Annotated in this window: 14 protein-coding genes, 5 tRNA genes and 2 rRNA genes (1 of these 21 cut by a window edge); all 21 read left to right on the top strand. The window is 63.6% G+C overall.

The genetic code is table 11. The features are described 5' to 3' along the window. A 23S ribosomal RNA gene (locus GJ672_RS08465) occupies positions 1 to 198 on the top strand (it extends 2,693 nt beyond the left edge of the window). A gap of 96 nt (positions 199 to 294) precedes the next feature. Then, a 5S ribosomal RNA gene (gene rrf, locus GJ672_RS08460) occupies positions 295 to 411 on the top strand. Positions 412 to 486: 75 nt separating this feature from the next. Further along, entirely contained in the window at positions 487 to 1,257 is a 771-nt protein-coding gene (locus GJ672_RS08455) for a biotin--[acetyl-CoA-carboxylase] ligase (protein WP_154296770.1), read from the top strand. After that, positions 1,254 to 1,997: a type III pantothenate kinase gene (locus GJ672_RS08450; RefSeq protein WP_154296769.1), complete on the top strand. Its 744-nt coding sequence runs from the start codon at positions 1,254 to 1,256 to the stop codon at positions 1,995 to 1,997. Before GJ672_RS08455 ends, GJ672_RS08450 begins: the two co-directional genes overlap by 4 nt. 57 nt (positions 1,998 to 2,054) lie before the next feature. Continuing rightward, positions 2,055 to 2,130: transfer RNA gene (locus tag GJ672_RS08445), tRNA-Thr, on the top strand. Positions 2,131 to 2,184: 54 nt separating this feature from the next. Next, positions 2,185 to 2,269 (top strand) — tRNA-Tyr (locus GJ672_RS08440). Between the two features lie 16 nt (positions 2,270 to 2,285). Next, a tRNA-Gly gene (locus tag GJ672_RS08435) sits at positions 2,286 to 2,359 on the top strand. 9 nt (positions 2,360 to 2,368) lie between these two features. After that, positions 2,369 to 2,443 (top strand) — tRNA-Thr (locus tag GJ672_RS08430). 38 nt (positions 2,444 to 2,481) lie between these two features. Further along, positions 2,482 to 3,672 carry an elongation factor Tu gene (tuf, locus tag GJ672_RS08425; protein WP_154296757.1) on the top strand — a complete coding sequence of 397 codons (1,191 nt, stop codon included), beginning with the start codon at positions 2,482 to 2,484 and terminating at the stop codon, positions 3,670 to 3,672. A 106-nt stretch (positions 3,673 to 3,778) separates the two neighbouring features. After that, positions 3,779 to 3,854, top strand: a tRNA-Trp gene (locus GJ672_RS08420). A 32-nt stretch (positions 3,855 to 3,886) separates the two neighbouring features. After that, positions 3,887 to 4,264 carry a preprotein translocase subunit SecE gene (gene secE, locus GJ672_RS08415; protein ID WP_154296768.1) on the top strand — a complete coding sequence of 126 codons (378 nt, stop codon included), beginning with the start codon at positions 3,887 to 3,889 and terminating at the stop codon, positions 4,262 to 4,264. Between the two features lie 6 nt (positions 4,265 to 4,270). Then, positions 4,271 to 4,804 (top strand): transcription termination/antitermination protein NusG, encoded by a 534-nt coding sequence (gene nusG, locus GJ672_RS08410; RefSeq protein ID WP_154296767.1) that lies wholly within the window; start codon positions 4,271 to 4,273, stop codon positions 4,802 to 4,804. Positions 4,805 to 4,878: 74 nt separating this feature from the next. Further along, positions 4,879 to 5,310: a 50S ribosomal protein L11 gene (gene rplK, locus GJ672_RS08405; RefSeq protein WP_154296766.1), complete on the top strand. Its 432-nt coding sequence runs from the start codon at positions 4,879 to 4,881 to the stop codon at positions 5,308 to 5,310. A gap of 3 nt (positions 5,311 to 5,313) precedes the next feature. Beyond that, positions 5,314 to 6,006, top strand: a complete 693-nt coding sequence (gene rplA / locus GJ672_RS08400) for a 50S ribosomal protein L1 (protein ID WP_154296765.1) — start codon at positions 5,314 to 5,316, stop codon at positions 6,004 to 6,006. A 205-nt stretch (positions 6,007 to 6,211) separates the two neighbouring features. Continuing rightward, the gene (gene rplJ / locus GJ672_RS08395) at positions 6,212 to 6,733 is read left to right on the top strand and encodes a 50S ribosomal protein L10 (RefSeq protein ID WP_154296764.1); all 522 of its coding nucleotides are present in this window, start codon (positions 6,212 to 6,214) and stop codon (positions 6,731 to 6,733) included. Positions 6,734 to 6,800: 67 nt separating this feature from the next. Next, a complete protein-coding gene (gene rplL, locus GJ672_RS08390) occupies positions 6,801 to 7,181 on the top strand; it encodes a 50S ribosomal protein L7/L12 (RefSeq protein WP_154296763.1) in 381 nt (126 codons plus the stop codon). 202 nt (positions 7,182 to 7,383) lie between these two features. Then, positions 7,384 to 11,454, top strand: a complete 4,071-nt coding sequence (gene rpoB, locus GJ672_RS08385; RefSeq protein WP_154296762.1) for a DNA-directed RNA polymerase subunit beta — start codon at positions 7,384 to 7,386, stop codon at positions 11,452 to 11,454. A gap of 13 nt (positions 11,455 to 11,467) precedes the next feature. After that, positions 11,468 to 15,721: a DNA-directed RNA polymerase subunit beta' gene (rpoC, locus tag GJ672_RS08380; protein ID WP_154296761.1), complete on the top strand. Its 4,254-nt coding sequence runs from the start codon at positions 11,468 to 11,470 to the stop codon at positions 15,719 to 15,721. Positions 15,722 to 15,841: 120 nt separating this feature from the next. Beyond that, positions 15,842 to 16,216, top strand: a complete 375-nt coding sequence (rpsL, locus tag GJ672_RS08375; RefSeq protein ID WP_154296760.1) for a 30S ribosomal protein S12 — start codon at positions 15,842 to 15,844, stop codon at positions 16,214 to 16,216. A gap of 14 nt (positions 16,217 to 16,230) precedes the next feature. Next, complete coding sequence (gene rpsG / locus GJ672_RS08370) at positions 16,231 to 16,701, top strand: 30S ribosomal protein S7 (RefSeq protein ID WP_154296759.1); 471 nt, start codon at positions 16,231 to 16,233, stop codon at positions 16,699 to 16,701. A 19-nt stretch (positions 16,702 to 16,720) separates the two neighbouring features. Next, positions 16,721 to 18,814, top strand: coding sequence for an elongation factor G (gene fusA / locus GJ672_RS08365; protein WP_154296758.1), 2,094 nt, complete (start codon positions 16,721 to 16,723; stop codon positions 18,812 to 18,814). Positions 18,815 to 18,846 lie beyond the last annotated feature (32 nt).

The following is an 18,846-nucleotide window of genomic DNA, read 5'->3' as shown; positions in this document are numbered from 1 at the left end:
TGGCACTGCCGGGTAGCTACGTTCGGAAGGAATAACCGCTGAAAGCATCTAAGCGGGAAGTCCACTTCAAGATGAGATCTCCCCGAGGACTTGATCCTCCTGAAGGGCCGTAGAAGACTACTACGTTGATAGGCTGGGTGTGGAAGTGCAGTAATGCATGAAGCTAACCAGTACTAATTGCCCGTGTGGCTTGGCCATATAACCCCAAGAGGGCTGTATGGCATCGGTCCTGCATGCCATCGACAACGTTCCTGATCCACCGGCGTGGTTAAGCGTCGTTGGAAAACCGGTTTGCCTGGCGAACATAGCGCGCGGGAACCACCCGACCCCATTCCGAACTCGGAAGTGAAACTGCGCAGCGCCGATGATAGTGCCGCCTCGCTGTGGTGCGAAAGTAGGTCATCGCCAGGTTTTTACACCCAAACCCCTGCCGTTTTTGACGGCGGGGGTTTTCTTTTTGTGGCGCCAGATACCCATAATGCCGATATGAACGATATCGCTGCCCTGAAGGCCGAGTTGGGCTCGCAGGCAAAGAACCTGGATATCCAGGTGTTCGAGTCCGTCGGCAGCACGAGCCAGTGGCTGGCGGAGCATCCGCCGCGAAAGGCCTGTCTGGTCTGGGCGCGCCAGCAGACCCGGGGTCGTGGCCGGATGGGCCGAACCTGGCACTCGCCGCCCGGCGGCGTGTACTTCAGCGTCGGATGGCCGCTGGAGTCCGAGGCGCCGGTGGTTGGCAGCCTTCCCCTGCTGGTGGGTTTGTCCGTGGCTGAACCGCTGAGGACACACCATGGCGTCCCTGTCCAGCTGAAGTGGCCCAACGATCTTGTGGTTAACGGCGCCAAATTGGGCGGGATCCTGGTGGAAAAACAGCGTAGCGTTCTGGTTGTGGGGGTTGGGATCAACGCCGCGGCGGCGGACGTCCAAACGGCGGACCTGGGGCGTCCGGCAACCGGCCTTCAGGATATCGGTGGGCCGGTGGTGAATGCCGCACTGGTCGGGCAACTGGCTTGTGGGGTCCTGGACTCTCTGACCACGGATACCGCGGTCGTCCGGGCCAGCCTACCGGCACGCTGGGCGGTTCTGGATGCGCTTGCCGGCCACACGGTGGCGGTGGACACCGGTGGACCCCATCCGGTTTGCGGCCGGGTCCTCGGCATCACACCGCAGGGGCTCCTCCGGCTGACCACCGCCCAGGGAGAACGTCACATCAATGCCGGTGAGTGTCGGCTCCAGTCATCCCCGGAGCCCGCTGAATGAGCACACTGCTTGTGGACATCGGCAACAGCCGGATCAAGTGGGCTCTGGCTCGGGGTGGCCGAGTCATTGGGGCCGCTCGAGCCGTGGCCCATGAGCAGCTCGACCTGCTATTTACCGAGTGGGCGCGTCTCCCACATCGGCCGACTGAGGTCAGGTTGGTTAATGTGCAGCCCGGGGCGGTCGGTGCCCAGCTCAGCGACTGGCTCCAGGCGAACTGGCAACGGGCGCCCGACATCGTGGCCACCCCCGCGGTCGGAGGCGGTATTACCGTGGCCTACCCCCAGTTCGCGCAGTTGGGTACCGACCGCTGGCTGGCCATGGTCGGTGCCCGTGCGGCAGGGTATCTGCCAGCCTGCATTGTCGACTGCGGCAGTGCCATTACCGTGGATGTGGTCAATGGCGACGGGACCCATCAGGGCGGCATGATTCTCGCCGGGCTGGCCGCGCAGCAGGCGGGCCTGTCCGCCGTGGCGCCCGCTCTGCCCGCCGTGGAGCTGGCTCCCGGTGCTCCATTTCTTACCAACAACACCCCGGATGCCCTGGCCAGCGGCCACCTGCACGGCACGGCACTTGGTCTCCAGGCGGTCCTGCGGCGCTGTTTTGCCGAGTCCACCGAAAGCCTGACGCCGGTGTTCACCGGCGGCGATGCGCCCCTTATTGCCCGTTACCTGGAGCTGGACGTCCGTTTGCGGCCGGATCTGGTGCTGGAGGGACTGGCGGCGCTGGGCGCTCCGGGGTAATGCCCTGCATTGCCCGCCACCGCCAACCTCGGTAATCTCTCCACTCCCACCTTCAGTGCTGGCGTAGCTCAGTTGGTAGAGCAGCTGATTTGTAATCAGCCGGTCGGGGGTTCGAATCCTCTCGCCAGCTCCATCTCTCACCCTTGACGCTGCCGCATTGATTGCCCAAACTTAGCGGCTTGATTTTGGAGGGATACCCAAGCGGTCAACGGGGGCAGACTGTAAATCTGCTGGCTTAGCCTTCGGAGGTTCGAATCCTCCTCCCTCCACCAAGAACATCGCGGGTACGCGGGTGTAGTTCAACGGTAGAACCTCAGCCTTCCAAGCTGATGATGTGGGTTCGATTCCCATCACCCGCTCCAGAGTAGAGCGCCCATGTAGCTCAGGGGTAGAGCACTCCCTTGGTAAGGGAGAGGCCGGCGGTTCAAATCCGCCCATGGGCTCCAGTTAGAAGACGATCACATAGTGCAGGGGGGATCCCACCGTGTCCAAAGCGAAGTTTGAGCGCACGAAGCCGCATGTCAACGTTGGCACGATTGGTCATGTGGACCATGGTAAGACGACGCTGACGGCGGCGCTGACGAAGGTGCTGGCGGAAGAGTACGGTGGTGTGGCGCAGGATTTTGCGCAGATTGACAATGCGCCGGAGGAGCGCGAGCGCGGCATTACCATTGCCACGGCGCACGTGGAGTACGAGACCGGCGCGCGTCACTACGCGCACGTCGACTGCCCCGGGCACGCGGACTATGTGAAGAACATGATCACCGGTGCGGCGCAGATGGACGGGGCCATTCTGGTGGTCTCCGCGGCGGACGGCCCGATGCCGCAGACCCGTGAGCACATTCTGCTGGCCCGCCAGGTGGGCGTGCCGGCGATGGTGGTGTTTCTGAACAAGGCGGACATGGTGGACGATGCCGAGCTGCTTGAGCTCGTTGAGATGGAAGTCCGCGAGCTGCTCAGTGACTATGACTTCCCGGGGGATGACATTCCGATCACCACGGGCTCGGCGCTGAAGGCGCTGGAGGGCGACAGTGGGGAGATGGGCTCGCAGGCGATTGTGAAGCTGGTGGAGTCCATGGATGAGTACATTCCCGAGCCCGAGCGGGCGGTGGACGGTGCTTTCCTGATGCCGATTGAGGATGTGTTCTCGATCTCTGGTCGCGGCACGGTGGTGACCGGTCGTGTGGAGCGGGGCATCGTCAAGACCGGCGAGGAAGTGGAGATTGTGGGCATGAAGGAGACCACCAAGACGGTGGTCACCGGTGTGGAGATGTTCCGCAAGCTGCTCGACGAGGGGCGTGCGGGCGACAACATCGGCGCGCTGCTCCGCGGCACCAAGCGCGACGAGGTGGAGCGGGGTCAGGTGCTCTGCAAGCCGGGTTCGATTACGCCGCACACCAAGTTCGAGTGCGAGGTCTACGTGCTGGGCAAAGACGAGGGCGGTCGTCACACGCCGTTCTTTGATGGCTACCGGCCGCAGTTCTACTTCCGCACCACCGATGTCACGGGGGCGTGTGATCTGCCCTCGGGCACCGAGATGGTGATGCCGGGCGATAACGTGCAGATGACGGTGTCGCTGATTGCGCCCATCGCCATGGAAGAGGGGCTGCGCTTTGCGGTGCGTGAGGGCGGTCGGACCGTCGGCGCCGGCGTCGTCTCCAAAATCCTCGAGTAACGCTTCCCGGACCGGCGGTCTGCATCAGGCATCGGGGCTTCCATTGCCCCGATGCTTGGCGTAGACTGCCGGGCTCGCTTGTCGACGGTCGGTCACGAGCGACTTCAGGCCAGTAGCTCAATTGGCAGAGCAACGGTCTCCAAAACCGTAGGTTGGGGGTTCGAGTCCCTCCTGGCCTGCCACTTTATCCGGCCACCAACACCATTGCGGGTTCATGAGCGCGAAAGAACAAACCGAAGTCTCCGGCACCGACAAGGCAAAACTGATCCTGGCCGTCGGCGTCTTCCTGGCGGGCGTGGTTGGTTTTTATACCTTCGATGATCAGAGCACGCTGGTGCGGGTGCTGGGCATGGTGGCAGTGGCGGCGCTAGCGCTGTCCATTGCATTTACGAGTGCGCAGGGCCGCAATGCCTGGCTGTTCGCCCAGGAGGCACGCCAGGAGCTTCGCCGGGTGGTTTGGCCGACCCGGACGGAAACCCTCCAGACCACGCTGATCGTGCTGGTTATGGTGATCATCGTCGCCATCCTGTTGTGGCTGATGGATATGTTTTTCATGTGGGGCGTCGGCGCCCTGGTACGGCCTGGAGGCTGATCTTTCATGGCGAAGCGCTGGTACGTCGTACACGCTTACTCCGGTTTTGAGAACCAGGTCAAAAAGGCGCTCGAGGAGCGCATCAAGCGTGCCGGCATGGAAGACAGTTTCGGCGAGATCCTGGTCCCCACCGAGGAAGTGGTGGAGATGAAAGAGGGTCAGCAGCGTCGCAGCGAGCGCAAGTTTTTTCCCGGTTATGTCCTGGTCCAGATGGACATGACCGATGACACCTGGCACCTGGTCAAGGAAGTCCCCCGGGTCATGGGGTTTATTGGCGCCTCTCGGGGTCGGCCGACGCCGATTTCCGATGCCGAGGCCGACCAGATCCTCAACCGGGTACGCGAAGGGGTGGAAAAGCCCCGGCCCAAGGTGCTGTTCGAGGTGGGCGAGGTGGTCCGCGTTACCGACGGCCCGTTCAACGACTTCAACGGCGTGGTCGAGGAAGTCAATTACGAAAAGAGCCGGCTGCGGGTCGCGGTGCTCATTTTCGGTCGCTCCACGCCGGTGGAGCTCGATTTCAGTCAGGTCGAAAAGGCCTAGTAAAGGCGGCTTACCGCCACGGGGAGCCAGGGTGAGAGCCCCTGGCGCTATCACCCACTCAAGGAGTTCATACGATGGCAAAGAAAGTCACGGCGTATATCAAGCTGCAGGTCCCGGCCGGGGCCGCCAACCCGAGTCCGCCGGTGGGTCCGGCACTGGGTCAGCATGGTCTGAACATCATGGAGTTCTGCAAGGCGTTCAATGCCCAGACCCAGGAGATGGAGAATGGCCTGCCGATTCCGGTGGTGATTACCGCCTACTCGGATCGCAGCTTCACCTTCGTCACCAAGACGCCGCCGGCCGCGGTGCTGCTCAAGAAGGCCGCCGGCCTCAAGTCCGGCAGCGGCACGCCCAACACCAAAAAGGTGGGCAGCGTTAATCGTGACCAGCTCGAGGAGATCGCCCGCACCAAGTGGCCGGATCTCAATGCGGCGGACATGGACTCGGCGGTGCGCACCATCGCCGGGTCGGCCCGCAGCATGGGCCTCGAAGTGGAGGGGGTGTAAGTCATGGCCAAGCTGACCAAACGCCAGAAAGTGTTCGCGGAGAAAATCGACAGCGATCGGTTGTATCCGGCCGAAGAGGCCTTTGCACTGCTCAAGGAGCTTGCCACCGCGCGCTTTACCGAATCCGTCGACGTGGCGGTCAATCTGGGCATTGATCCCCGTAAGGGTGATCAGATGGTGCGCGGCTCCACGGTGCTGCCCCATGGCACCGGCAAGACCGTCCGCGTGGCCGTGTTCGCCCAGGGCGCCAACGCCGAAGCCGCTCAGGCCGCCGGCGCTGACACCGTTGGCATGGACGACCTGGCCGAGCGCATGCAGGGCGGCGAGCTGGATTACGACGTGGTCATTGCCAGCCCCGATGCCATGGGTGTGGTGGGCAAACTCGGTCGGTTGCTGGGCCCCCGTGGGCTCATGCCGAACCCGCGGGTGGGCACCGTGACCGCCGACGTGGCGGATGCCGTCACCAATGCCAAAGCCGGTCAGGTGCGTTACCGCGCCGACAAGGGCGGGCTGATTCACTGCAGCCTGGGCAAAGCGGACTTTGAACCGCAGGCCCTGGCCGAGAACCTGGGGGCGCTGATCAGCGACCTGCAGAAGATTAAACCGGCCGCCTCGAAAGGGGTCTACCTCAAGCGCGCCACGGTCTCGACGACCATGGGGCCGGGGGTGCCGGTGGATCTGAGCGCGCTGGCCTGAGGCCGGGGCGCGAGGAAGGCTGTCGTCAAGACGGCCGTCGAAGACCGTCCGGTGCGGTTCGCCGCATAAAGGCCGAGGGGCCGCCGACGGTAGACGGTGTAGCCGGGACAGGACGGGTTTCCTGCGCGGGTTTCACCGTTAGAGGGGGCAGGCGGGCCATTTGGCCGGTCTGCCATGACCAACCGCCGTTCCAGGAGGCAATTGGATGGGCGTAAGTCTGGAACAGAAAAAGCGGATGGTGCAGGAAGTCGCCGAAGTGGCCAATGGGGCTCATTCCGCGCTTGCCGCGGAATACCGGGGTCTCTCCGCCGGCCAGATGGACAATCTGCGAGTCAGGGCTCGCGAGTCCGGTGTTTACGTACGCGTGGTCAAGAATAGTCTGGCCAAGCGTGCGGTGGAAGGCACCGACTTCGAGTGCATGAGCGACGGGCTGGAAGGCCCGCTGCTGCTGGCATTCTCGCAGGAAGATCCAGGTTCGGCCGCTCGGGTTCTGAAGGATTTTTCCAAAGAGCACGAGACCCTGGTGGTGAAGATGCTGGCCGTGGGCGGGGAGAAATACCCCGGCTCCGAGATCGACCGGCTGGCTTCTCTGCCCACCTACGACGAGGCGATCAGTCGTCTCATGGCGACCATGCAGGCTCCAGTGCAGAAGCTGGCCACCACCTTCAACGAGGTGCCTGGCAAGCTGGTCCGCACGCTGGCCGCAGTCAAGGACGCCAAACAGTAGGCCGCTGCGACACCCGTCGCATGACCGCTGACATTTTTACTCAACGAATCAGCCAGGAGACAAGACGATGGCCGTTTCCAAGGAAGACATTCTCGAAACCATCTCCAACATGACCGTGATGGAGGTCGTTGACCTCATCGAGGCCATGGAAGAGAAGTTCGGCGTTACCGCCGCTGCCGCCGTGGCCGCTGCCCCGGCCGCTGCGGGTGGCGCCGAGGGCGGTGCTGCCGAAGAGCAGACCGAGTTCGACGTGGTGCTCGCCAGCTTCGGCGACAACAAGGTGTCCGTCATCAAGGCGGTCCGTGGCGCCACCGGTCTGGGCCTCAAGGAGGCCAAGACGCTGGTGGAAGGCGCACCGGCCCCGGTGAAGGAAGGCGCCTCCAAGGAGGAAGCCGAAGAGCTGAAGGGTCAGCTCGAAGAGGCTGGTGCCACTGTCGAGCTCAAGTAAGCCCACGGTGGCGACAGCGCCGAGTATCGGTGCTGGACAGGCTGGCGGCCCAATCGGCCGCCGGCCTGCTGCTGTTTCGAGACAACGCCGAATTTCGCGGAATCTCCGCGCCGGCCGGCGTGTCCAAGCCTGCGGCGGGTTTGTGGGTACAAGCCTCCGAAGCCTTGCACACGGCGGAACCCAACCTGGTTGAGGAACCTCGATGGCCTATACGTTTACTGAAAAAAAGCGCATCCGCAACGATTTCGGCAAGCAGCCGAATATTCTGGATGTTCCCTATCTGCTCGCCTCGCAGATTGAATCCTACCGGGATTTTCTGCAGCTGGAACACGACCCCGACAGCCGGGGCGAAAAAGGGCTGCATGCGGCCTTCGAGTCGGTGTTTCCCATCGAGAGCTACTCCGGCAGCGCGCGCCTTGAGTATGTGCGCTATCGCATCGGCGAGCCGGCGTTTGACGTCAAGGAATGCCAGCTCCGTGGTCTGACCTACGCGGCACCGCTGCGGGTGCTGGTGCGCCTGGTGATCAACGACAAGGAAACCCGCACGGTCAAGGACATCCGCGAGCAGGAAGTCTACATGGGCGAAATGCCGCTCATGACCCGTAACGGCACCTTCGTGGTCAACGGCACCGAGCGCGTGATCGTCCAGCAGCTGCATCGCTCGCCGGGTGTTTTCTTCGATCATGACAAGGGCAAGACCCACAGCTCCGGCAAGTTGCTGTTCTCGGCGCGGGTGATCCCTTATCGGGGCTCCTGGCTCGACTTCGAGTTCGATCCCAAGGACTCCATCTACGTGCGCATCGACCGCCGCCGCAAGCTGCCGGCCACGGTGCTGTTGCGCGCCCTGGGTTATGACAACCAGCAGATTCTGGATCTGTTCTTCGACAAGGACAGCTATACCCTGCGCAAGAGCGGCGCCGATCTCGCCCTGGTGCCGGAGCGGCTGCGGGGCGAAACCGCCTCCTTCGACATCAAGGACGGCGAGGGCAATCTGATTGTCGAAAGCGGTCGTCGGATCACCGCACGCCACATTCGACAGATGGACAAGGCCGGTCTCAAGAAACTGCAGGTGCCGGACGATTACCTGGTTGGCCGGATGCTGGGCGAGGACATCGTCGACAAGTCCACCGGCGAGCTGCTGGCCGCGGCCAACACCGAAATCACCGAGGAGCTGGTTCAGACATTCCGTGACAACGGGGTGAAGAAGTTCACGGTGCTGTTCATTAACGACCTGGACCGCGGGCCGTACGTCTCCAACACTTTGGGCATCGATTCCACCACCACGCAGCTGGAAGCGCTGGTGGAGATTTACCGCATGATGCGCCCGGGCGAACCGCCCACGAAGGACGCCGCGGAAAACCTGTTCGCCAACCTGTTCTTCAGCGAAGAGCGCTACGACCTGTCGTCGGTGGGGCGCATGAAGTTCAACCTGCGGGTCGGCCGGGACGAGGTCGAGGGCAGCGGCGTGCTCGACAACGACGACATCCTCGCCGTGCTCTACGAGCTCATCAACATCCGCAACGGCAAGGGCACCGTCGACGACATCGACCACCTCGGCAACCGTCGGGTGCGCTGCGTCGGCGAGATGGCCGAGAACGTCTTCCGGGTAGGGCTGGTGCGCGTGGAGCGCGCCGTGCGCGAGCGGCTCAGCCTGGCGGAGAGCGAGGGGCTCATGCCCCAGGAGCTCATTAACGCCAAGCCGGTGGCGGCAGCGATCAAGGAGTTCTTCGGTTCGTCCCAGCTCTCCCAGTTCATGGATCAGAACAACCCGCTCTCCGAGGTGACCCACAAACGTCGGGTGTCCGCGCTCGGCCCGGGTGGCCTGACCCGTGAGCGGGCCGGCTTCGAGGTGCGTGACGTGCATCCGACGCACTACGGTCGGGTCTGCCCCATCGAAACGCCGGAAGGGCCCAACATCGGCCTGATCAGCTCCCTGGCCTGCTACGCCCGGCTCAACAGCTACGGGTTCCTGGAGACTCCGTACCGCCGGGTCGAGGACGGTCGCGTGACCGATCAGGTGGAGTACCTGTCCGCCATCGAGGAAAGCCGCTACATCATCGCCCAGGCCAACGCTCGCCTGGACGAGCAGGGCAATCTGGTGGATTCGCTGATCTCCATCCGTCACCAGAACGAATTCGGCATGTCCTCCCCGGACAAGGTCCAGTACATGGACGTGTCGCCGAAGCAGATTGTTTCGGTGGCCGCCTCCATGGTGCCGTTCCTCGAGCACGATGACGCCAACCGCGCCCTTATGGGTTCCAACATGCAGCGCCAGGCGGTGCCGACCCTGCGGGCCGAGAAGCCCCTGGTGGGCACTGGCATGGAGCGCGCCGTGGCGGTGGACTCCGGCGTAACCGTGGTCGCCGACCGGGGCGGCGTGGTGGATCAGGTGGACGCCGCGCGGGTCGTGGTCCGGGTCAATGATGACGAGGCCCAGGCCGGTGAGCCGGGCGTCGATATTTACAACCTGACCAAGTACACCCGTTCCAACCAGAACACCTGTCAGAACCAGAAACCCCTGGTTCGCCCGGGTGACGTGGTGGCCCGGGGTGATGTGCTGGCCGACGGGCCGTCCACCGACATGGGTGAACTGGCCCTGGGCCAGAACATGCGCGTGGCGTTCATGCCCTGGAATGGCTACAACTTCGAGGACTCGATCCTGATCTCCGAAAAGGTGGTCGAGGAGGATCGCTACACGACCATCCATATCGAGGAACTCACCGCCGTTGCCCGGGACACCAAGCTGGGGCCGGAGGAGATCACCTCGGACATCCCCAATGTCGGGGAGAGTGCTCTGGCCAAGCTCGACGAGTCCGGCATCGTCTACGTCGGCGCCGAGGTCAAGGCCGGTGACATTCTGGTGGGCAAGGTCACGCCCAAGGGCGAGACCCAGCTGACTCCGGAGGAAAAACTCCTGCGGGCTATCTTTGGCGAGAAGGCCTCCGACGTGAAGGACACCTCCCAGCGGGTGCCTTCGGGCATGGACGGCACCGTGGTGGATGTTCAGGTGTTCACCCGGGATGGGGTCGAAAAAGACGAGCGGGCGTTATCCATCGAGGCCGATGCGCTGGCGGATGTCCGTAAGGACCTTGACGACCAGTACCGCATTTTCGAGGACGACGCCTTCACCCGTCTGCAGCAGTCGCTGATTGGCAAGGTGGCCGAAGGCGGCCCCAACGGCCTGAAAGCCGGCGCCAAACTGACCGCCGAGTACCTGGAGAGCATTGAGGATCGGCAGCGCTGGTTCGAGATTCGTCTGCGCGACGACGAGGCCACCGCCCAGCTCGAAGCGGTGCAGGCCCAGCTGAAGGCACAGCGGGAGGCCTTTGACGAGCGCTTTGACGAGAAGAAGGCCAAGATCACCGCCGGCGACGATCTCGCCCCCGGGGTGCTCAAGATGGTCAAGGTCTACCTGGCGGTGAAGCGCCGCATCCAGGCGGGTGACAAGCTCGCCGGGCGTCACGGCAACAAGGGTGTGATCTCACGGGTGGTGCCGGTGGAGGACATGCCGTTCTCCGCGGACGGCGAGCCGATCGACGTGGTGCTCTCGCCGCTGGGCGTGCCCTCGCGCATGAACATCGGCCAGGTGCTCGAGGTTCACATGGGGTGGGCCGCCAAGGGCCTGGGCCGGCGTATTGCCGACATGCTCGAGGCCAACCGCAAGGTCTCGGAGCTGCGCCAGTTCCTGGACAGCATCTACAACGCCAGCGGCAAGCGCGAGGACCTGGACAGCCTCAGCGACGAAGAGATCGTTGAGCTCTGCCAGAACCTCCGCGGCGGGGTGCCCATGGCATCCCCGGTGTTTGACGGCGCCAACGAGGACGAAATCAAGACCATGCTGCGGCTGGCCGAGCTGCCCGAGACCGGGCAGGCACAGCTCTGGGATGGCCGCACGGGTGAGGCCTTCGATCGGCCGGTGACCGTGGGCTACATGCACATCCTCAAGCTCAACCACCTGGTGGATGACAAGGTGCATGCTCGGGCCACGGGTCCCTACAGCCTGGTCACCCAGCAGCCGCTGGGCGGCAAGGCCCAGTTCGGTGGCCAGCGCTTCGGCGAGATGGAGGTCTGGGCCCTGCAGGCGTATGGCGCGGCCTACACGCTGCAGGAGATGCTCACGGTCAAGTCCGATGACGTGGCCGGTCGCACCAAGATGTACAAGAACATCGTCGATGGCGAGCACCAGATGGAAGCGGGCATGCCCGAATCCTTCAACGTGCTGGTCAAAGAGATTCGCTCCCTCGGTATCGACATCGAGCTCGAGCAGGACTAACGGGTAGCCATCTATGAAAGACCTATTGAATCTGTTCAAGCAGCCGGGCGCCCAGCTCGACGATTTTGACGCGATCCGGATCGGGCTCGCTTCGCCGGAGAAGATCCGCTCGTGGTCCTTCGGCGAGGTCAAAAAGCCCGAAACCATCAACTACCGCACGTTCAAGCCGGAGCGGGACGGGCTTTTCTGCGCCAAGATCTTCGGCCCGGTGAAGGACTACGAGTGCCTGTGCGGCAAGTACAAGCGCCTCAAGCACCGGGGCGTGGTCTGCGAAAAGTGCGGGGTGGAGGTCACCCTGGCCAAGGTCCGGCGCGAGCGCATGGGCCACATCGAGCTGGCCAGCCCGGCCGCGCATATCTGGTTCCTCAAGTCGCTGCCCTCGCGCATCGGCCTGCTGCTGGACATGACCCTGCGGGACATCGAGCGGATCCTCTACTTCGAGGCGTTCGTGGTCATCGAGCCCAACATGACCCCGCTCACCAAGCATCAGCTGCTCAGCGACGAGCAGTATCTGGATGCCATGGAGCAGTACGGCGATGAGTTCGACGCCCGCATGGGCGCCGAGGCGGTCTATCACCTGCTCAAGAATCTGGATCTGCAGGAAGAGACCGACACCCTGCGCGAGCAGATGGATGCCACCAACTCCGAGACCAAGATCAAGCGGCTGTCCAAGCGCCTCAAGCTGGTGGAGTCGTTCCTCGAGTCGGGCAACCGCCCCGAGTGGATGATCATGACCGTCCTGCCGGTGCTGCCACCGGATCTGCGGCCGCTGGTGCCGCTGGATGGTGGCCGGTTCGCCACCTCGGATCTCAACGACCTCTATCGTCGGGTGATCAACCGCAACAACCGGCTGCGCCGGCTGCTGGATCTGTCCGCGCCGGACATCATTGTCCGCAACGAAAAGCGCATGCTCCAGGAATCCGTGGACGCGTTGCTGGACAACGGCCGCCGCGGTCGGGCCATCACCGGCACCAACAAGCGCCCGCTCAAGTCTCTGGCGGACATGATCAAGGGCAAGCAGGGCCGCTTCCGGCAGAACCTGCTGGGCAAGCGCGTGGACTACTCCGGCCGCTCCGTCATCGTGGTGGGCCCCACCCTGCGACTGCACCAGTGCGGTCTGCCCAAGCGCATGGCGCTGGAGCTGTTCAAGCCGTTCATTTTCTCGCGTCTGCAGCGGCTGGGCCTGTCCACCACCATCAAGGCGGCCAAGAAGATGGTGGAGCGCGAGACCCCCGAGGTATGGGACATCCTCGAGGAAGTCATTCGCGAGCACCCGGTCATGCTCAACCGGGCGCCGACCCTGCATCGACTGGGCATTCAGGCCTTTGAGCCGGTCCTCATCGAGGGCAAGGCCATCCAGCTGCATCCGCTGGTCTGCCCGGCGTTCAACGCTGACTTTGACGGCGACCAGATGGCCGTGCACGTGCCGCTGTCCCTGGAAGCCCAGCTGGAAGCCCGGGCGCTGATGATGGCCACCAACAATGTGCTGTCGCCGGCGTCGGGTGAGCCTATCATCGGTGCCTCCCAGGACGTGGTGCTGGGGCTGTACTACACCAGCCTGGCGCTGGAGAACCGTCGGGGTGAGGGCATGAACTTCTCCGACGTGGCCGAAGTGCATCGCGCCTACGAGAGCGGCCAGGTGGATCTGCATGCCAAAGTCAGCGTGCGCATTCACGAGGTCATCCAGGACGATCAGGGCCATCGCACCGAGGGCACCCGGCGGTTCGACACCACTGTCGGCCGGGCCCTGTTGTACGACATCGTGCCGGCGGGGCTGCCCTTCGAGCTGGTGGACCGTGACATGACCAAGCGGGCCATCTCCGAGATGATAGACCAGTGCTACCGGCGGCTTGGCCTCAAGGCCACGGTGATCTTCGCCGACCAGATCATGTATCTGGGCTTCCGCATGTCCACCCGGGCGGCGGTGTCCATCGGCATGGAAGACATGGTGGTCCCCACCGAAAAGGAGACCATTCTCACCGCTGCCGAGTCCGAGGTGAAGGACATCGAGGATCAGTACGCCTCCGGTCTGGTCACCAACGGTGAGCGCTATAACAAGGTGGTGGACATCTGGTCGCGGACCAACGACGAAGTCGCCACGGCGATGATGGACAAGCTCGGCAAGGAGACGGTGACCGACCGCGAGGGCAACCAGCGGCTGCAGAAGTCCACCAACTCCATTTTCATGATGGCGGACTCCGGTGCCCGAGGTTCAGCAGCCCAGATCCGGCAGCTGGCGGGCATGCGCGGCCTCATGGCCAAGCCCGACGGCTCCATCATCGAAACGCCGATTACCGCCAACTTCCGTGAGGGGCTGAACGTCCTGCAGTACTTCATCTCCACCCACGGCGCCCGTAAGGGTCTGGCGGACACGGCGCTCAAGACCGCCAACTCCGGTTATCTGACCCGGCGGCTGGTGGACGTTTCCCAGGATCTGGTGGTGACCGCCGACGACTGCGGCACCCATCGCGGCCTGCGCATGACCCCCCTGATCGAGGGTGGCGACGTGGTGGAAGGCCTCGGCGAGCGGGTGCTGGGCCGCGTGGTGGCCCAGGATGTGGTCCAGCCGGGCACCGGCGAGGTGCTGGTGGATCAGGGCACGCTGCTGGACGAGCGCCTGGTGGAAAAAATCGAAAGCGAGGGCGTCGACGAGGTCTGGGTGCGCTCACCCATTACCTGCGAAATCCGCCATGGTGTCTGCTCCACCTGCTATGGCCGCGATCTGGCCCGCGGGCATCGGGTAAATGTGGGCGAGTCGGTGGGCGTCATCGCGGCTCAGTCCATCGGCGAGCCGGGCACCCAGCTCACCATGCGGACCTTCCACATCGGTGGTGCCGCCTCCCGGGCGGCGGCAATCAGCAACGTGCAGGTGAAGTCCGCCGGCAGCGTGCGGCTTCACAACCTCAAGACCGTGGCTCATCACTCCGGCAACCTGGTGGCAGTGTCCCGCTCCGGCGAGATCACCGTCATCGATGAGGCGGGTCGCGAGCGCGAGCGCTACAAGGTGCCCTACGGCGCCACTATCGCCGCCGCGGACGAGGAAGCCGTGGAAGCCGGTCAGATCGTGGCCACCTGGGATCCCCACACCCACCCGATCATCACCGAGGTGAAGGGTCGCCTGAAGTTCTATGACTTCGTCGAGGGGGTGACCGTGAACCGGGAGACCGACGAGGTCACCGGTTTGAGCAGCCTGGTGGTCACCGACCCCAAAACCCGTGGCAATGGCGAGCACACCCGCCGCAGCACCGGTGAGAAGGTGGCCTACAAGGACCTGCGACCGCTGATCAAGCTGGTGGACGAGGACGGTAACGACCTCAACCTGGCGGGCACCGATATTCCGGCCAATTACTTTCTGCCGGCGGGCGCCATCGTCAGCGTCGATGACAACGCCGAAGTGGATGTGGGCGACGTCATCGCCCGTATCCCGCAGGAGTCGTCCAAGACCCGTGACATCACCGGTGGTCTGCCCCGGGTGGCGGACCTGTTCGAGGCCCGCAAGCCCAAGGAGCCGGCCATCCTCGCCGAGGTTTCCGGCACCGTGTCCTTTGGCAAGGACACCAAGGGCAAGCAGCGTCTGGTGATCACCACACCCGAGGGTGAGCATTACGAAGAGCTCATTCCCAAGTGGCGCAACGTCACGGTGTTCGAGGGTGAGCACGTCGAGAAGGGTGAGGTGATTGCCGATGGCGAACCGAACCCCCACGACATTCTGCGTCTGCTGGGCGTGACCGAGTTGGCGGCTTACATGGTCAAGGAGATCCAGGACGTCTACCGTCTCCAGGGCGTGAAGATCAACGACAAGCACATCGAGGTGATCAGTCGCCAGATGCTGCGCAAAGTCGAGATTCGCGATGGCGGCGACACCCGCTACCTGCGTGGCGAGCAGGCCGACTGGGCCCGGGTCGAGGAAGAGAACGAGCGGCTGGTGGAGATGGGCAAGACGCCGGCCCGCTACGAGCGCCAGCTGCTGGGTATCACCAAGGCATCCCTGGCGACGGAGTCGTTCATCTCGGCGGCCTCTTTCCAGGAGACCACTCGGGTGCTTACCGACGCCGCCACCCGCGGTGCCCGGGACGATCTCCGCGGTCTCAAGGAGAATGTCATCGTCGGGCGCCTGATTCCGGCGGGCACGGGCTATGCCTACCACCAGGATCGTCAGCGTCAGCGGCGCGAAGGGGCGACCCCGATGATTCCGATGGCACCGCAGTTCGGCCTGAACGCACCGGCCCCTGCGCCGGATCAGGCAGACCTGCCGGAACAGCAGTAACGACGCGGGTTTCACGGGGTTGTCTGGTTGACACCCCGGTGGCCCGACCATACACTTATCGGCTTTCGTCAGGCCGGGGCCCCGGCCTGACGTTCGTTGAAGGACTGGAGTCACAAGGCTATGGCCACGATCAATCAGCTGGTACGCAAGCCCCGCAAGCGGCCGCACGAAAAGAGCACCGTGCCCGCGCTGGAGGCCTGCCCGCAGCGGCGCGGCGTCTGCACGCGCGTTTACACCACGACGCCCAAGAAGCCGAACTCGGCGCTGCGTAAGGTGGCCCGGGTGCGGCTCACCAACGGCTATGAAGTGTCGAGCTACATCGGCGGTGAAGGCCACAACCTTCAGGAGCACTCCGTGGTTCTGATCCGTGGCGGTCGAGTCAAGGACCTGCCGGGTGTCCGGTACCACGTGGTCCGTGGTTCCCTCGACACCGCCGGCGTCAGCAAGCGCCGCCAGGGTCGTTCCAAGTACGGCGCCAAACGGCCCAAGGGATAATCGGGTAGTCAGTCATGCCAAGAAGAAGAGAAGTCCCCAAGCGGAAGGTCCTGGCGGATCCGAAGTACAACAGCGAGATGCTGACGCGTTTCGTCAACATGATCATGCGCGACGGCAAGCGTGCAGTGGCCGAGAAGATCGTTTACGGCGCCCTGGACCGCATCGCTGAAAAGCACAGTGGCGATCCCATGGACGTTCTGGAGACCGCCCTGGAAAACGTGCGCCCGGTGGTGGAGGTCAAATCCCGCCGCGTTGGTGGCGCCACCTACCAGGTGCCGGTGGAGGTTCGCCCGCAGCGTCGCAACACCCTGGCCATGCGCTGGGTGATCGAGGCTTCCCGCAAGCGCAGCGAGGCCACCATGGGTCATCGCCTTGGCAACGAGTTGCTGGAAGCGGCCGAGAGTCGCGGTAGCGCGGTCAAGAAGCGCGAGGACACGCACCGGATGGCGGAGGCCAACAAGGCCTTCTCGCATTTCCGCTGGTAAGAGTCAGAGGTATATCGTTTTGGCACGCAAGACACCGATCGAGCGCTATCGCAATATCGGCATCATGGCCCACATTGATGCCGGTAAGACTACGGTCACCGAGCGAATCCTGTTTTACACCGGTATCTCCCACAAGATGGGCGAAGTCCACGAGGGCGCAGCCGTCATGGACTGGATGGAGCAGGAGCAGGAGCGTGGCATTACGATCACCTCGGCCGCGACCACCACGTTCTGGCGGGGAATGGATCAGCAGTATCCCGAAACCCGCATCAACATCATCGACACCCCCGGCCACGTTGACTTCACCATCGAGGTGGAGCGGTCGCTGCGGGTCCTTGACGGTGCCGTCTGCGTGCTGGATGCCAACGCCGGCGTTGAGCCCCAGACCGAAACCGTCTGGCGCCAGGCGGACCGCTATGGCGTGCCGCGCATGGTGTTCGTCAACAAGATGGACAAGATGGGCGCCGACTTCTTCCGGTGCATCGAAATGGTCAAGGAGCGCCTTGGCTGCAACGCCATCCCGGCGCAGCTGCCCATCGGCGCCGAAGACAACTTCGCTGGCGTGGTGGATCTGATCCGTCAGAAAGCCATTTACTGGAATGAAGACGATCGCGGCGCCACCTACGAGGAAGTGGACATCCCCGCCGAGCTGGCCTCGGACGCGGCCAGCTTCCGCGAAGCGCTGGTTGAAGCCGCCGCCGAAGCCAACGAAGAGCTCATGGACAAGTACATCGGCGGTGAGGAGCTCACCGTCGAAGAGATCAATCACGGCCTGCGGGTTCAGACCATCGCCAACGAAGTGGTGCCGGTTCTGTGCGGGTCGGCGTTCAAGAACAAGGGCGTACAGGCCATGCTGGACGCGGTGGTGGAATACATGCCATCGCCCCTCGATGTGCCGGCCATTGAAGGCGAGCTCGAGGACGGCAGCGCCGCCAGCCGCGGCCCCGATGATGACGAGCCGTTCGCCGCGCTGGCATTCAAGATTGCCACGGACCCTTATGTCGGCACCCTGACCTTTTTCCGGGTGTATTCCGGTGTGGTCAAATCCGGTGACTCGGTCTACAACCCGGTCAAGGGCAAGAAGGAGCGCCTGGGTCGAATCGTTCAGATGCACTCCAAAGAGCGCAAGGAGATCGACGAGGTCCGCGCGGGCGACATTGCCGCGGCCATCGGCCTCAAGGATGTCACCACCGGTGACACCCTCTGCGCCAACGACAGCAAGGTGACCCTCGAGCGCATGGAGTTCCCGGATCCCGTGATCTCCGTGGCCGTTGAGCCCAAGACCAAGGGCGACCAGGAGAAAATGGGCATCGCGCTGCAGAAGCTGGCCCAGGAGGATCCGTCCTTCCAGGTCCGCACCGATGAAGAGTCCGGGCAGACCATCATCTCCGGCATGGGCGAGCTCCATCTCGAAATTATCGTCGACCGGCTCAAGCGGGAGTTCAAGGTGGAGGCCAATGTCGGTCAGCCGCAGGTGGCTTACCGCGAAGCGATCCGCGATGCCATTGAGGTCGAGGGCAAGTTTGTCCGTCAGTCCGGTGGTCGGGGTCAGTATGGTCATGTCTGGATCCGGATGCGTCCGCGGGAGCGCGGCGAGGGCTACGAGTTCACTAACAAGATTGTTGGTGGTGTCGTCCCCCGGGAGTACATCCCGTCGGTGGACAAGGGCATCCAGGAGCAGATGGAAAACGGCGTTCTCGCCGGCTTCCCGGTGGTTGATCTCGCGGTCGAGCTGTTCGACGGCTCCTACCACGATGTCGATTCCTCCGAGATGGCCTTCAAGATTGCCGGCTCCATGGCGTTCAAGGATGGTTTCATGAAAGCCAACCCGGTACTGCTCGAGCCGATGATGAAGGTCGAAATCGTCACCCCCGAGGACTTCATGGGTGACGTGATGGGTGACGTTAATCGTCGTCGCGGCACGGTCCAGGGCATGGAAGACGGCCCGGCGGGCAAGATCATCCGCGCCGAAGTGCCACTCAAGGAAATGTTCGGGTATGCTACCGACCTTCGCTCGGCCACCCAGGGCCGCGCCGCGTACTCCATGGAGTTCGACGGCTATGCAGAGGCGCCGAGCAGCATCGCCGATGAAGTGATCAAAAAGGCCGGCTGATCCTCCGGGGTTGGCCGATTGTGAATTCAGGT

It is taken from the genome of Spiribacter sp. 2438, assembly GCF_009676705.1.
Taxonomy (GTDB): domain Bacteria; phylum Pseudomonadota; class Gammaproteobacteria; order Nitrococcales; family Nitrococcaceae; genus Spiribacter.
Note: the sequence above shows the minus strand (reverse complement) of the source record. Positions and strands in the feature narration are given on the sequence as shown.